Source organism: Flavobacterium limi, assembly GCF_010645075.1.
GTDB lineage: Bacteria > Bacteroidota > Bacteroidia > Flavobacteriales > Flavobacteriaceae > Flavobacterium > Flavobacterium limi.
This window is the reverse complement of the sequence record NZ_JAADZV010000007.1, coordinates 27637-44258: the sequence shown is the minus strand read 5'-3', so window position 1 is coordinate 44258 and position 16622 is coordinate 27637. Positions and strand designations below refer to the sequence as shown.

11 protein-coding genes are annotated in these 16622 nt (G+C 34.5%); all 11 read left to right on the top strand.

Translation table 11 applies throughout. From position 1 onward, the window contains the following. The first annotated feature begins 253 nt into the window (after positions 1–253). The 11 genes from GXM16_RS14865 (at position 254) to GXM16_RS14815 (ending at position 16619) form a co-directional block, all read left to right on the top strand. The gene (locus tag GXM16_RS14865; RefSeq protein ID WP_163395279.1) at positions 254–1651 is read left to right on the top strand and encodes a DUF1800 domain-containing protein; all 1398 of its coding nucleotides are present in this window, start codon (positions 254–256) and stop codon (positions 1649–1651) included. Between the two features lie 11 nt (positions 1652–1662). Further along, positions 1663–2826 (top strand): DUF1501 domain-containing protein, encoded by a 1164-nt coding sequence (locus GXM16_RS14860; RefSeq protein ID WP_163395278.1) that lies wholly within the window; start codon positions 1663–1665, stop codon positions 2824–2826. A 472-nt stretch (positions 2827–3298) separates the two neighbouring features. Next, positions 3299–4129, top strand: coding sequence for a prephenate dehydratase (locus GXM16_RS14855; protein WP_163395277.1), 831 nt, complete (start codon positions 3299–3301; stop codon positions 4127–4129). Positions 4130–4214: 85 nt separating this feature from the next. Next, on the top strand, positions 4215–5360 hold the full coding sequence (locus GXM16_RS14850; RefSeq protein ID WP_163395276.1) for a pyridoxal phosphate-dependent aminotransferase: 1146 nt from the start codon (positions 4215–4217) through the stop codon (positions 5358–5360). Between the two features lie 184 nt (positions 5361–5544). Next, positions 5545–6402, top strand: a complete 858-nt coding sequence (locus GXM16_RS14845) for a prephenate dehydrogenase (RefSeq protein WP_163395275.1) — start codon at positions 5545–5547, stop codon at positions 6400–6402. A 12-nt stretch (positions 6403–6414) separates the two neighbouring features. Next, positions 6415–7497, top strand: coding sequence for a bifunctional 3-deoxy-7-phosphoheptulonate synthase/chorismate mutase type II (locus tag GXM16_RS14840; RefSeq protein WP_163395274.1), 1083 nt, complete (start codon positions 6415–6417; stop codon positions 7495–7497). A gap of 329 nt (positions 7498–7826) precedes the next feature. Continuing rightward, a complete protein-coding gene (locus GXM16_RS14835; RefSeq protein WP_229684359.1) occupies positions 7827–10952 on the top strand; it encodes a VIT domain-containing protein in 3126 nt (1041 codons plus the stop codon). Between the two features lie 136 nt (positions 10953–11088). Next, entirely contained in the window at positions 11089–12066 is a 978-nt protein-coding gene (gene rsgA / locus GXM16_RS14830; protein WP_163395273.1) for a ribosome small subunit-dependent GTPase A, read from the top strand. Between the two features lie 83 nt (positions 12067–12149). Next, positions 12150–12602, top strand: a complete 453-nt coding sequence (gene dtd, locus GXM16_RS14825; RefSeq protein ID WP_163395272.1) for a D-aminoacyl-tRNA deacylase — start codon at positions 12150–12152, stop codon at positions 12600–12602. A 63-nt stretch (positions 12603–12665) separates the two neighbouring features. Beyond that, a complete protein-coding gene (locus GXM16_RS14820) occupies positions 12666–14573 on the top strand; it encodes a DUF3857 domain-containing protein (RefSeq protein WP_163395271.1) in 1908 nt (635 codons plus the stop codon). Between the two features lie 30 nt (positions 14574–14603). After that, the gene (locus GXM16_RS14815; protein ID WP_163395270.1) at positions 14604–16619 is read left to right on the top strand and encodes a DUF3857 domain-containing protein; all 2016 of its coding nucleotides are present in this window, start codon (positions 14604–14606) and stop codon (positions 16617–16619) included. Positions 16620–16622: the final 3 nt, after the last annotated feature.

Genomic DNA, 16622 nt, shown 5'->3' with positions numbered 1-16622 from the left:
GCTGCTTTTGTTTTTTAGGAGCTATTTCCCGCTTTTCGTTGCAAACAAGGTTCACTGAACTCCAATTAAATAATATAATGTGAAGTAATCTTTTTATTTTTAAAGGAAAAATAAAAAGGATTTCCACTGCAATCGGGGCTAGGAAATGATAATATTTGATAAGAAGTCTTCGTTTTAGAATCTAAGCGGGTAGAACTTTCTTTTAAACCTTTTTACACAAACAAAGTCTTACTTTTAAACTAACCTCTTTGTTATGAAAAAAAGCAATCTTTGGTCGTTACGATTGGGCTTCTCAGGAAAAGAAGCTGCGAAAATCGAAAAAATTGGATTAGAAAAATTTTTAAAGCGATCATACGATTCAAAGTTTGATACACAACTTCCTGCTTTTTTACAGGATACTCCTAAAACAATTGCTGAATACAAAGAATTACGTCAATCCGTAAAGAATCTTGATCCCGAAGAAAAAAATAAAATCCAGAAAAAAGAAACCCAGACTACAGCTGAACTTAAAAAATGGTGGATTGCAAAAATGGATACGGATGAATTTCCGTTACGCGAAAAAATGGTTTGTTTCTGGCACAATCATTTTGTGTCCACTTCACAAAAAGTAAAAATCAACTACTGGATCTACCAGCACAATATGATTTTGCGTGAAAATGCTTTTGGAAATTTCAAGGAACTGACCAAGAAGATCATAAAATCCAACGCCATGGTCAAATATCTGGATAATGTCGATAATAAAAAAGGCAAAATCAACGAAAACCTAAGCCGTGAATTACTGGAATTATTCACTATCGGAATCGGGAATTATACCGAAGAAGATATTAAAAACGGTGCACGGGCGTTGGCAGGATTAAATTATGGTGATGAAGAAGCGGTTTACAGAAAAAATTTAGAAGACAACAGCAATAAAACCTATTTTGGACGGACAGGAAACTGGAAAGCGGATGATCTGGTGGATATCATTTTCGAACAAAAAAGTATTCCGTATCTCATTACACGTAAGATCCTGAAATGGTTTCTTTATGATGCCCCGTCAGAAGAATCGATAAAATATTATGGCGATTATTTCAAAAAAGTAAATTTTGAAATGAAGCCCTTACTGACTAAAATATTTACCGAAGAATATACCAAAGATATTTCAGGCAATAAAATCAAAGATCCTTTGGTGTATGTTTTTCAGCTTATTGATGAATTGCAGCTGAAGGATTATGATGAAGCGATGATTGTTGCTTTTCTAAAACAGCAGGGGATGGATTTGTACAATCAGGTCAATGTGAAAGGCTGGGATGGAGGAAATTCATGGCTTACCTCACAGGTGTATCTGCAGCGAAATAATACTTCGGACTTACTTTGCGGCGGACGGAAGCTTTCAAAAAAAGTAATTAATTCAATGACTAGTGAAAATCCGAAGCCTAAAATGGAATTGGAGAAAAGAGAGGTAAAAGTTGAATTTGACGCCAACGGAAATAATAAAAACATCATAGCCGAACTATCCAACAGGTTATTGTTTAATGTGAATGAATCCATGCAAAAAGATATGGAAACCCTGCTTAAATATGATTTTGATCCTAAAAATCCTAATGCCAATAATGCAGTTGTTCGTTTATTTAATTATATCACTAAATTACCGGAGTACCAATTAATTTAAAGTTTATCATTATGAACAGAAGAAATTTTCTAAGCTTAACAGGAACATTTACCGGCGGAATGCTGGTGCTTCCAAGTTTTTTGCATGCATTTGGTGAACAAAGTAATTTGGTAATTGGAGAGCAATGTCTGGTATTTGTTCAGCTCAACGGAGGAAACGACGGACTGAATACTTTTATTCCGTACGAAGATCCTTTGTATTATGATTTTAGAACCAAAATTGCCCTGAACAAAGATGTTGTGGTAGGTAAAAACAAAGGAATGGCGTTTCATCCTGCATTAAAAGATTTTGCACAGATGCAGCAAAACGGAGATTTAACCGTAATTCAGAATGTAGGATATCCTGAACCGGTTCGTTCACATTTTCGCAGTCAGGAAATTTGGCAGACAGCTGCAGATTCCAATAAATACATTAATGAAGGCTGGTTAGGCAGATATTTAGATTTACAGTGTCACGATCATCAGCCAACAGCCGGTATCAATCTTGATGCTATAGATAATCTGGCATTAAAAGGAATGGAACCGAACACCATCACAGTAAAAGACCCAGATCGTTTTAAGGTGAAATCAAATAAGGAAAATGAAAAACTATCCGATAATCCGCAATTGGATTTTGTTCGAAAAATTGCCAATTCGGTTGTAGAAGGTTCAGATGATATTCAGAATGCTCTCAAACAATCAAAAACAGAAATTAGTTATCCAAAAACCGGATTGTCAAAAAATCTGGAATGGATTGCAAGACTGGTAAAAGGAAACCTGAATTCAAAAGTGTATTATACTTCCCTTGGCGGATTCGACACGCATGACAATCAGCTTTCTATTCACGAACGCAAATTGACAGAATTGAATGATGCGCTATTTAGTTTTTATACGGACCTTAAGCAGGCACAATTGCTTCAAAATGTTACAATCGTTGTTTTTTCTGAATTTGGAAGACGCGTAAAAGACAACGGAAGCGGAACCGATCACGGAACAGCGGCTCCAATGTTCGTTATTGGAGGAAATAATAAAGGAACAATTTTAGGCAATAATCCAAATTTAGCCGATTTGGATAACGGCGATTTAAAACACCAAATTGATTTTAGATCGGTGTACGCTTCACTGTTACAGCAAAAAATGAGTTTTGATTACTCAAAAATCGGAATTAAAAATAGTCCGGTTGCGGGATTGTTTTAAATTTTTAGGAGCTATTTCCCGCTGTACGTTCAAATCTTTTGTGCCGAACCCCGGCACAAAAGGATTTCCACTTCCATCGGGGCTAAGAAAATACTTTTGGTTAATTAACTTCATCTAAATGACAATCTTCTAAAATTGAATTATAAAACTTCCAAAAAACCAATTGTAAAAATCTCATTTTAAGCCTGATTTATTAAAATATCATACAAAACAAGTCAATTTTGTTAAGAAATCCTTTTTTGTTTCATAAAATGCATTATTTTTTTTGGTGCGGTTAAAATAATTTATACATTCGCACAGAATTTAAAAAATAACACAAACAAAATGGCAACTAACCGTTTTTATTTTAGCAACAACTTTTATTTCTTCTTTAGTAGAAGTTAGGATTGTGCTATGGTTATTTGAAACAAAATTTAAGACAAATAAAACTAATATACAATCCTGATGAAAATCAGGATTTTTTTTTGACTATATGACAACTAAAATTGCAATACAAGGTATCAAAGGTTCTTTTCATCATCAGGTAGTGAAAGAGTATTTTGCTGAAAATGTAGATATTGATGAATGCCTGTCTTTTGAAGAACTGATTGACAGCCTTATTGCCGGAAAAACAGATCAGGCCGTTATGGCGATTGAAAACTCGATTGCAGGTCCGATTATTCCGAATTATGCTTTGATAGACAAGAATAATTTGCACATTATTGGAGAACATTATTTGAGCATTCACCAAAATTTAATGGCTTTAAAAGGTCAGAAGATTGAAGATATAAAAGAAGTTCATTCGCACCCGATGGCACTTTTGCAATGCATGGATTTCCTGAAACAATATCCAAATATCAAATTGGTTGAGGATAAAGATACGGCCGAAACGGCAAGAAGAATTCAGGAAAAACAATTAACCGGAATTGCAGCAATAGGAAGTAAAGTAGCTTCAGAAATGTACGATCTGGAAATTATTGCCCCGGAGATTCAGACGATCAAAAACAATATGACCCGTTTTGTAATCATTAAAAAACAAAATTCATTTTTGCCTGAAAGCGAAATCAACAGAGCTTCCATCAAATTTGAACTGGATCATAAAAGAGGAAGTCTGGCAGCGGTTCTAAATGTAATGAGTGACTGCAAATTGAATTTAACAAAAATTCAGTCGCTTCCAAAAATTGAAACGCCATGGAAATATTCGTTTTTCGTAGATGTAACTTTTGAGAAATACGAAGATTATGCAAAAGCAAAAGCGCTATTGAATATAATGGCAGAATATTTTAAGGTGTTGGGAGAATATAGAAATACAAAACCTTTGTAAAGGAAATTTCAAATTAAAAAAAAAACAAATTCCAAATCCTTCGGGATTAAAAATAGAAAACTCTAAAAGAGAATTTATAAGAATCATGATTACAACAGCAAAACGATTAGGCCCAGTTGAAGAATACTACTTCTCCTCAAAACTGAGAGAAGTGAGACAGCTGATGTCTGAAGGAAAACCGATCATCAGTATGGGAATTGGAAGCCCTGATTTGAGTCCGTCAAAAGCAGTCATTGAAGCAGTCGGTGCGGCAATTCAGGATGAAAACGGACATGGTTATCAAAGCTATCAGGGATTACCGGAAATGAGACAGGCGATGGCGGATTTTTATAAAGATCAGTTTGGTGTTGCAGTGAATCCGAATAATGAGATTTTACCATTGATGGGTTCGAAAGAAGGAATTATGCATATTTCGTTGGCATTTTTAAATCCAGGTGATCACGTTTTGATTCCGAATCCAGGGTATCCGACTTATACTTCGGTAACTAATTTGGTAGAAGCAGTTCCGGTTTATTATGATTTGAAAGAAGAAAACTCCTGGGAACCGGATTTTGAAGCTTTAGAAAAACTGGATCTTTCGAAAGTGAAAATTATGTGGCTGGGTTATCCGCACATGCCAACAGGAGCTAGAGGAAGTTTAGCGTTATTTGAAAAATTGGTTGCTTTTGCTAAAAAACACAACATTTTATTGATCAACGACAATCCGTATAGTTTTGTTCTGAATGATAATCCGATGAGTTTGTTGCAGGTTGAAGGTGCGAAAGAGGTGGCTTTAGAATTGAATTCACTTAGTAAAACTTTCAACATGGCAGGCTGGAGAGTCGGAATGGTTCTAGGAAATCCTGAAATTATCGATGCAGTGCTAAAAGTAAAAAGCAATATGGACAGCGGAATGTTCTACGGGATTCAGAAAGGAGCGATTGCCGCTTTGAAATGTGATAAGTCATGGTTTGAAGACAATAATAAAATCTACAGACGAAGAAGAGAATTAACCGAAAAACTGGCTGAGAAACTAGGGTGTAAAGTGTATAAAGAAGGAGTTGGCTTATTTGTTTGGGCAAAACTTCCGGAAGGAATCGAATCAGCAGAGAAGTTCATTGACGAAATATTATATGAGAAACATATTTTCATTACGCCGGGAACCATTTTTGGAAGCAACGGTGAAGGATATATCAGGTTCTCATTATGTGTTAAGGAGGAAAAGATACAGGAAGCGATTGATCGTTTTTAGTATTAAGATTTTAGAATCAAGAATTAAGATTTTTGACATAGTGTCATTGCTTCGTGCCTCGCAATGACAAAGGTCTTCAAAAAACGAGAAGCCCTAGCCCTGATAGTAGCGACATCCTTTTATGGCGGGGTTAGTCATAAAAGATACAGCGGATAGCAGGAATAAGCTTCTAATAAAAAAGAATATGAAAGTATACGTAATAGGAATAGGATTAATAGGCGGTTCGATGGTGCTGGACATCAAAGAAAAGCATCCGACTGCGACTATTTTTGGGATCGATAAGAACGAAAATCATTTGCAGGAGGCAATTAATTTGGGTGTTATCGATCAGGCAGGGAACTTTGAAGATTTGGCGGAAGCTGATTTTGTAATTGTTTCTGTTCCGGTAGATGTTGCATTGATTGTTTTGCCAAAAGTGCTGGATGCGGTTGGAGACAAAACGATTGTTTTTGAAGTAGGATCGACTAAAAAACCAATTTGCGATGCAGTTGCCAGTCACCCGAAAAGAAGAAATTTTATAGCTACACATCCAATTGCAGGAACAGAGTTTTCCGGACCATCCGCAGCAATAAAAGGTTTGTTTAAAGGAAAAACAAACATTATCTGCGAAGTGGAAAAAACCACTTTTAAACTGCAGGAAAAAGCTTTGAAACTTTTTGCAGAAATTGGAATGAGAATTCGATATATGGATCCGGTTTCGCACGACAAACACATAGCTTACGTTTCGCATTTATCGCACATCAGTTCGTTTATGCTCGGGAAAACGGTCATGAATAAGGAAAAAGACGAGCAGGATATTTTTGACATGGCGGGAAGTGGATTTGAAAGTACCGTTCGTCTGGCAAAAAGTTCGCCGGCCATGTGGACACCGATTTTTAAGCAGAATAAAGAACACGTTCTGGAAACCTTAGAAGAATATATTTCAAACCTGAGCCGGTTTAGGGATTTGTTAAAAGAAGAAGATTACAATGCCATTTTTAACGAAATGGAAAGCACAAATAAAATTAAAGAGATATTAAACGGATTAACAATTAAAAAGTAAACTATAATAAAGATGGAAAATAAGAAAGAAATGAGAAAGTGGTTAGAAGATTTCAATTTAGATCACCCACTTGTGATAGCTGGACCTTGTAGTGCAGAAACGGAAGATCAGGTTTTGAAAATCGCTCACGAATTGAAAGATTCAAAAGTAAGCGTATTCAGAGCGGGAATCTGGAAACCAAGAACGCGTCCGGGAGGGTTTGAAGGTATTGGAGAAATTGGATTAAAATGGTTACAAAAAGCAAAAGCTGAAACTGGTTTATTAATGGGAACTGAAGTTGCAACTGCAGCGCATTGTAAACTAGCTTTAGAATATGATATCGACGTATTATGGGTTGGTGCACGTACAACAGCAAACCCTTTCGCAGTTCAGGAAATTGCTGATACATTAAAAGGAACTGATAAAATTGTTTTGGTGAAAAACCCTGTAAACCCGGATTTAGCTTTATGGTTAGGTGGTGTTGAGCGTTTACATATGGCTGGTATCGAGAAATTAGGTGTAATCCACAGAGGTTTCTCTACTTACGAAAAAACAAAATACAGAAACATTCCGGAATGGCAGATTGCTATCGAATTGCAAAACAAATTCCCTGATTTACCATTAATCATCGATCCATCTCACATTACAGGAGATCGTAAAATGATTTTTGAAGTAACGCAAGAGGCTTTAGACCTGAACTACGACGGTATGATTATCGAAACTCATATCGATCCGGACAATGCCTGGTCTGATGCTGCTCAACAGGTTACTCCGGATACTTTGAAACAAATAATCAAAGATTTGACTATCAGAAAAACGGATGATACTACAGATGAGTACAGCCAAAAAATGACTAAATTAAGAGCTAACATCGATGTACTTGATGCTAACTTATTAGAGTTATTAGGAAAACGTATGAAAGTGGCTGACGAAATTGGTCAGGTGAAAAAAGATGCTAATGTTGCAATTCTTCAAAACAGCCGTTGGAACGAAATCTTAGGAAAAATGATTTTGGAAGGCGAGAAAAAAGGTCTTACTGAAGAGTTTGTTTTGAGAATGTTCAAAGCTATTCACCAGGAAAGTATTGGTCACCAGGAGAAAATTTTCAACGCATAATTTTCTTTAAACTATATAGTGATATAAGTTAATTTAAGTTTTTTAAAAGCTTTCTTAATAGTTTTAATTATATCACTAGTTTAAAATTAAATTGTTTTTAAAATCCCTATTGCTTTGAAAGAAGTGATGGGGATTTTTTTTGATAAATGATTGCCAAAAAATTTCTCGGGTTGGGCTGATTTTTAAATGGAAAATAAATCTGCAAAATCTAAGGGAAAAACACCCGCCAGAATTTTCGGATCAAAGAGATAAAATAAAAATATTTTTTCTTTCCAACCTTTTTGATTTTTTTGTTCTCTATATGAATATACAATCTTAACTTTCGAGTCATGAAATCAAAAATGTTTATGCCAGTATATTTTCAAGTCCGTTTGAAATTATTATTTTATGTTTTACTCCTTTTCAGAATCAACACTTTTGCACAAAGTCCCGAAATGACTGTAAAAGGAGCAGAAGCTGAGAAAGTCAGGATGAGTCAGCTCCTTGTTAATGTTAAGGTGGTTGGAAATATTGCTTACACTACAGCCGAAATGCATTTTTTTAATTCGGGAAATCGTCAGATGGAAGCAGAACTTATTTTTCCGTTACCGGAAAACGTTTCGGTTTCCAGATATGCCATTGATATTAACGGAAAAATGCGTGAAGCTGTTCCGGTGAATAAAAATAAGGGAAAACAGGTTTTTGAAGCTATTGAACACCGTCGTGTCGATCCGGGCCTGCTGGAAAAAGTGGATGGGAATAATTTCAGAACCCGAATTTATCCGCTAATGCCAAACGGTGAAAGAATAGTAATTATTGGTTACGAAGAAGAACTTTCGGCCTCTGATAAAAATAATCTGGCGTATCAATTGGTGAGCCGTTATCCTAAGAAATTAGATAAATTTTCAGTGAAATTTTCTGTTCTTGGCGTTTCGACTTCGCCAAAAATTACTGAAAGATCGTCCAGAATTTCTTTTTCAAAATGGAATCAGTCTTTTGAAGCTTCTTTCGAGAAAGAAAATTATCAGCCTGAAGAAAAGATAGTTTTTGAAGTTCCGATCCAAAATAATACATCCAGTGTTTTAACCCAGGATGCCGGCGGTCAGTATTATTTTTATGGAAATACTTTTATTGAAGGAATTACTAAAGCAAGAAAAACTCCTTCTTCAATCGGTTTAATCTGGGATAATTCTTTGAGCTGTCAGTCGCGGGATTTGAAAAAGGAACTTGATTTGCTGGATTCTTATTTTCAAAAGATAAAAAATACAAAAGTGACTTTGTACTTTTTGAATTACACTTTTGAAAAGCAAAGAGAGTTTATTGTTTCTAATGGAAATTGGAGTGAATTAAAAACGGTTTTAGAAAATACAAAATACGATGGCGGAACGCGTTACTCACAGTTAAATTTTGTAAATCATGATCAATATCTGTTTTCTAGTGATGGTTTATCTTCTTTGAGTGAAAATTCATTTCCTAAAATTAAAAAACCGGTCTTTACGATTTCATCCTGTGTATCTGCAGACTTTGCTTTTTTAAATTATACTGCTTCGCAAGCAGGCGGTAATTTCATTAATTTAAACCAATTGAGTGTCGAAAATGCTGTGGATAAATTGACGAATACAAATCTAAAGTTTTTGGGAATTAAAGAGAACTTTTTAATTACCGATTTGTTTCCAATGGAAGGAACTTCAGTTTCGGGTAGTTTTAGTTTTGCAGGAATTTCACTAAATCCAAAAAATGAAATTACATTATTATTTGGTAATGGAGATGATGCTGTTTTAGAAAGAAAGATAACTTTAGACGCTGATGTTCAAAATACAAATGAAGTCAATATCGAAAAATTATGGGCTCAGAAAAAGATTGCGAATCTTGAATTGCAATACGACAAAAATGCTCAGGAAATTGAAACTTTAGGGAAGAAATATGGAATCATTACCAAGAATACATCGCTGATTGTTTTAGAAAATCTTCAGGATTATATTTCGTATGATATCATTCCTCCGGCAGAATTACGTGCAGAATTTGACAGAATAAAAAAACAGGAGCAAGACAGGGCTTTAGCAAAGCAAAAAAATAATTGGTATAATGTAGACAGTTATTTTGCAGCATTAAATTCCTGGTGGAAAGAAGATAAAAAATATGTGCCTCCAAAAGTTTTATCAAAGTCTAAGAAAGAGAAACGTGCAGCTTATGAAACAATCAAAAGTGATCCGGATGCAGTTTTGACTGTTGATGAGCCTGTTGGCTCAGGGCCAGTGAGAGAGATAGTACAAGAAGATAATAATGTATATAATACTCCGCCACCATCACAAGTTGATATGGTTAAATTTATTGCACCTGTTGTGGCGAAATCGGAAGAAGTTACTGAAGATGCACCAAAAAATGTAGATTTAAAAGATAAAAAAATTGGTAGTGAAGTTGTTGAAGGGTATCTTACGAAAGCAAAAATGACGGTTGGAGCATCAGATACTATTTCTTCTGAGAAGCTTTCAAATAGTGCGAATTTATCAGGTAATGAATTGAATTATGGTAGGGAGAACATTACAAATGCTTTCTCACGAGTGGACACTGTAAATAATTCCACTAATTGGAATCCAGACAGATTATACTTAAAAGCTTTGGCATCGGCACCAAAAGAAAAACAATACGATTTGTATTTGGAATTAAGAAAATCACAGGAGAGAAACCCGAGTTTTTATTTTGATGTAGCACACTTTTTTTACAATCAGGGCGATGTCAAAAAAGCATTGCATGTGATCAGTAATATTGGCGATTTAGGATTGGAAAATCATCAACTTTACAAAACCTTGACTTATACTTTACGTCAATGGCAGGATTATGATGATGCTGTATTTACTGCCAAACAAGTGGTAAAATGGAGAGCTCATGAACCACAGAGTTTAAGGGATTATGCCCTGGCTTTGGAAGACGCCGGAAAATACCAGGAAGCTTTTGATGAATTAATTAAAGCTTTGGAAGTAAATTATTACGGAGAAATGAGTGGGCAATATCAAGGGGTTGAAGATATTATTCTGATGGATATAAACAGAATGATTACAGAACATACAGGTTTGAAAACCGGAAAACTGGATAAAAAATATCTTGATAAAATGCCAATAGATATTAGAATCATCATGAACTGGAATCAGATGGATGTAGATTTAGATCTTCATGTAATTGAACCAAATGGAGAAGAATGTTATTACAGTCATACCAGCACTGAGGCAGGTGCCAGATTTTCAAAAGATTTTACGCAGGGTTACGGACCAGAGCAGTATTTGATTCGAAATGCAATCAAAGGGAAATACCAAATTAAAACCAATTATTTTGGAGAGACACAATTAACAGAAAATGGTCCGGCGACAATTATGGTAGAAATTTATACAACTAAAGCCGGAAAAACGACTAAAGTTTTAAAAACAATTCAACTTGGGAAAGTAAAGGAGAATGATGTGTTAGCTGAAATTATTTGGTAAGAATATCAAATTCAAAGGATAGATTTCAAATTTAAAAGGTGAAGTTGCGTGGTTCAATTCTAAAAACGTAATTTTGCCTTTTAAAATTTTTAGTTTTAAGAGGAATCTAAATCTAAAAAAGTAATCTAAAAGTTGAATGACAGGAACCGTATATAAATCTACAGGAAGCTGGTATACCGTAAAATCTGAACAAGGTGATTTTATCGAATGCCGTATGAAAGGGAAGTTCAGGATGAAAGGAATCAAAAGTACCAATCCTATTGCTGTAGGCGATATTGTCGATTATGAATTGGAAGAAACTTCAGATGCTGTAACCGGAACCATTCATACTATTCATGAAAGAAAGAATTATATCGTACGTAAGTCGGTAAATTTGTCAAAACAGATTCATATTATTGCGTCGAATATCGATCAGGTTTTTCTTTTGATTACAATTGATAATCCGCCAACCACTACAAGTTTTATAGATCGTTTTCTGGTTACGGCTGAGGCCTATGGAATCGAAGCTATTCTAATATTTAATAAAATCGATACTTTAAATGAGCAGACTTTAGATGACCAGCTCTACTTACAGCACATTTATTCTGAAATTGGATATAAATGTCTCCGAATTTCTTCTACAGAAAATAAAGGAGTTGATAAACTAAAAGAAATGATGGTTGGTAAAGTGAGTATGTTTTCCGGACATTCCGGAGTTGGTAAATCAACTTTGGTTAATGCAATGGAGCCAAGTCTTCATCTTAAAACTACAGTAATTTCAGAACAAAGCAAACAAGGCCAGCATACGACTACTTTTGCAGAAATGTATGATTTGTCATTTAATGCCCGAATTATTGATACACCGGGAATTAAAGGTTTCGGAATCGTGGATATGGAACCAACAGAAATAAGCGGCTATTTTCCTGAATTTTTCAAATTGAAAGATCAGTGTAAGTTTAACAACTGTTTACACAAAGAGGAACCGCATTGCGCAATCAAAGCAGCCTTGGAAAAAGATGAAATAGCCTGGTCACGTTACAACAGTTATCTTAAGATCCTCGAAGGCGACGAAGAACATTACCGCACTGATAATTATGGAGAAGACCGTGCAGCAAGTGATGAAACGAGGAAATAGATTCCAATATTTTTTGTCGATAAAAATCCAAATTCCAAATGTAGAGATGCACAGCAGTGCATCTAATCTAGTACACAATTTTAATGAAAGTAGTTATTCAAAGAGTTTCACAAGCATCAGTAACCGTTGAAGGAACAAAAATTGCAGATATCCAAAAAGGATTATTGGTTTTAGTTGGAATCGAAGATGCAGATACGCAGGAAGATATCGACTGGCTTGCTGGTAAAATAATTAAAATGAGAATTTTTGGAGACGAAAATGATATCATGAACTGCTCGGTTCAGGATATTGATGGTGATATCATTGTGGTAAGTCAGTTTACACTTCACGCTTCTACTAAAAAAGGGAACCGGCCATCTTATATAAAAGCTTCAAAACCAGACTTTGCAATTCCGTTGTATGAAAATTTCGTGAGGTCTGTAGAAAAGGAATTTCATAAAAAAATACAAACCGGAATTTTTGGTGCAGATATGAAAGTCAGTTTGTTAAATGATGGTCCTGTAACGATTGTAATGGATAGTAAAAATAGAGAATAAAATTATTAAACATTTGTTAAGGTGTTTCGGAAAATAATATATATTTGACGAAAATACCTACTAATGAAAATACCTTGTTTCGCCTTACTTTTCTTTTTGTTTACTCTTGTTTCTTCAGCTCAGAAAAACACTTACCCAATTACTGCAATTAAAGACAGTCTTAAAGAAAATGCAGATGCGGTTGTGCGATTAGATCAGATGGATATTGCTATTGTTTCGCAAAAAAACATGAATATCAAAATACAAAGAGTGATATCTGTTTTTAATGAAAAAGGATTAAGCGATATTGATGCTTATCAGCACTATGATAAAACAACCTCAATAAAAAATATCGAAGCTATTGTTTATGATGCGTTTGGTACCGAAATTAAAAAGATTAAACGAAAAGATTTCAGAGACCAAAGTGCGGTAAGCGGCAGTACTCTTTTCTCAGATAATCGTGTCCTGTATTTAGATTATACTCCAGTTGGATATCCTTTTACTATTGTTTATAACAGTGAAACTGAAACGTCAAATACCGCATTTATACCACAATGGTATTTTTTAGGAGGGTATTATTTAAGTGTAGAAAAATGTGTATTGAACGTTACTTTTCCTAACAACCTTGGGTTTAAAAAGAAGGAGTTTCATTTTTCAGGATTTAATATTAAAAAAACGATTGATACAGATACCGGATTAAGTTACGAGGCTTTTAATATTTTAGCCCGAAAAACTGAAGATCTTAGTCCGTCTTCACGTGATCTTTATCCAAGAATAATGATGGGCCTTGAAAAATTTCACTTAGAAGGAGTAGACGGAACAGCAACAACATGGGAAGATTTTGGCAAATGGTATGGCGATAAAATCCTAACAGGAACTACTGAGTTGCCAGAAGAAACTAAAACTAAAATAAAAGCACTTGTCGGAAATGAAAAAGACCCTGTCGAAAAGGCAAAAATTATATATGATTATGTACAGAAAAAATCAAGATATGTGAATATTGCTATAGGTATTGGGGGATGGAAACCTATGCTGGCAAGTGATGTTGACCGTTTGGGATATGGAGACTGCAAAGCATTGTCCAATTATACTAAAGCACTTTTGCAGGCAGTTGATGTTCCTTCGTATAATACCATTTTATATGGTGATCGTTACAAGTCTAATATTCAGTCTGATTTTGTTTCGATGCAGGGAAATCATATGATATTGGCAATTCCACATGATGATAAATATACCTTTTTAGAGTGTACAAGTCAGGACGATCCATTTGGTTATCAGGGAACTTTTACAGACGACAGGGATGTTTTGGTCGTTAAACCTGAAGGAGGCGTAATTGTCAGAACTAAAATATATGAGGACAAAGGAAATACTCAAATAGATAAAGGAAACTATAGTATTGATGAAAATGGCAATCTTTCCGGTCATCTTTCAATAGCGTCTGAGGGTTCCCAATACAGTTCAAAGTCCAGGACTGAAACTTTACAGCCTACAGAAAAAGAAGCACATTATAAAGAATATTGGAGTAATATCAATAACTTAAAATTAGGGAAAATAACTTTTACAAATGATAAGCAAAATATTCGTTTTACCGAAGATGTGTATGTAAGTGCTGCGAATTATGGTGTGATTTCAGCCAATAAAATGATTTTTCCGGTAGACGCATTTAATCAAAGCAAAAGCAATGTGAAGCGTATCCGAAGTCGTAAAAATCCATTTCAGATTCAACGCGGTTATTTAGATACAGATGAAATTGAGATTAATCTTCCTGTGGGTTTCTCAATTGAATTTTTGCCTTCAGACTTTGAATTAAAAGGAAAATTTGGAGAATATAAGACTGAAATCATCAGAAAGGAAAATAATAAACTTACTTACAAACGCTCTATGTTTTTAAATAAGGGGAAATACTCGAATAAGGAATACGATGAGTATCGTCTTTTCATGGAGCAGATATCAAGAAACGATAATGCCAAAATTATACTAACCAAGAATTAATCAATAACCAAATTCCTCAAAACAAACCAAATGAAATGTATTAAATTTTTCAGTTTCTTACTTGTGCTTTTTATTCTTAACCAAACAACTGCACAGGAATTTAAATTAGGAAAAGTATCTGTTGCAGAATTAGAACAGAAAAAGCATCCAAAAGATTCATCTGCGGCGGCAGCGATATTATATAAAAAAGGATCAGCTACAATAGATTATAATCAGCAAGAAGGATTTGTTTTAATTACTCATGTTGAAGCACGTATCAAAGTGTACAAAAAAGAAGGCTATGACTGGGCAAACCAAAGTGTGACATATTACAATGGAAGCAATGATTCGAGAGAAAAAGTTGATTTTTCGGATGTGTGTACTTTTAATTTAGTCAACGGAAAAATTGAAAAAACCAAACTAAAAAGTGATGGAATTTTTAACGAAGAAGTGAATAAGTACAGGGCAAGAAAAAAAATTACAATGCCAAACGTAAAAGAAGGTTCGGTATTAGAATACAGTTATACAATCAGGACATCTAACATCACAATGATGCGCGACTGGGCTTTTCAAACCAGTATTCCGGTGAATTATTCGGAGTATGTAACTTATATTCCGGAATACTATACTTTTTCATCAAGACAAAAGGGGTATATTTTTCCCAAGGTAACAGTAAATAAGCAATCAAGGTCAATTTTATTTACAAACAAAGAAAGATCCGGCGGGCTTAGTACTCACACAACATATTCTACTGATAATGTTGATTATCTTGAAACACAAACGATATATATTGCAGAAGATTTGCCTGGAATGAAAGAAGAGTCTTTCGTTAATAATATAAATAATTATACCTCGAGCATGGAACAGGAACTCTCAATGGTGAAGTTTCCTAATAGCCAGATTAAAACTTTTTCTACAGATTGGAATTCAGTAGCAAAGACCATTTATGAATACGATGATTTTGGCCCTGAATTGAATAAGACAGGATATTTTGAAGATGATTTGAAAGCATTACTTGCAGGAGTAACAAGCCCTGAAGAGAAAATGTTAATTATTTTAAATCATGTTAAATCAAATGTAAAATGGAATGAATACTATGGTTACAGCTGCGATAAAGGAGTACGTAAAGCCTATCAGGAAAAATCAGGAAATATTGCCGAGATAAATTTAATGCTTACAGCAATGTTACGTCATTCAGGTTTAACTGCAAATCCGGTTTTGGTTAGTACAAGATCAAACGGGGTAGCATTATTCCCTAACAGAACAGCTTATAACTATGTAATTGCAGCTGTTGAAACTGAAAACGGCTATATATTATTAGATGCATCGGAAAAATTTTCTATTCCAAATGTTTTACCGCTTAGAACTTTAAACTGGCAGGGGAGATTAATAAGAAAGGACGGAACTTCTGAAGAAATTGACCTAATGCCTAAGAAGGCGTCTAATGATATTGTTTTTTTGACTTATAATATTGATCCTGAAGGCAAAGTTACAGGACAGGCAAGAAGACAATGTACAGATTATAATGCCATGATCACAAGAAAGAATATTTTTAGTACAAAAGAAGATGAATATCTGGAAAAACTGGAAAACCAAAATAACAAAATAGAAATTAGCGACTATTCAAAGACAAACGAAAAAGAAATTTTGAAACCTATTATAGAAACTTATTCTTTTACGGGAAATAATTTATGTGAAATAATAGGGGGTAAAATATATGTTAGTCCAATGTTGTTCTTTTCGAATGAAAAGAATCCATTTAATCAGGAAACAAGAGAATATCCGGTTGATTTTGGATTTCCATTTATGGACAAATATAATATCACAATTAAAATCCCTGATGGCTATGCAGTCGAAACACTCCCTGCCCCAGCTGCAATGACCATGCAAGATAACTTAGGATCTTTCAAATTTAATATTGCTGCTAACGAAAATACGCTTCAAATGGTTATTTCACATCAGATTAATGAAGCAATTGTATCAACACAGCAATACGAAATGCTCAAAGATTATTATAAAGCAATGATTGCGAAAGAAAGCGAGAAAATTGTTTTAAAGAAAATTTAAAAA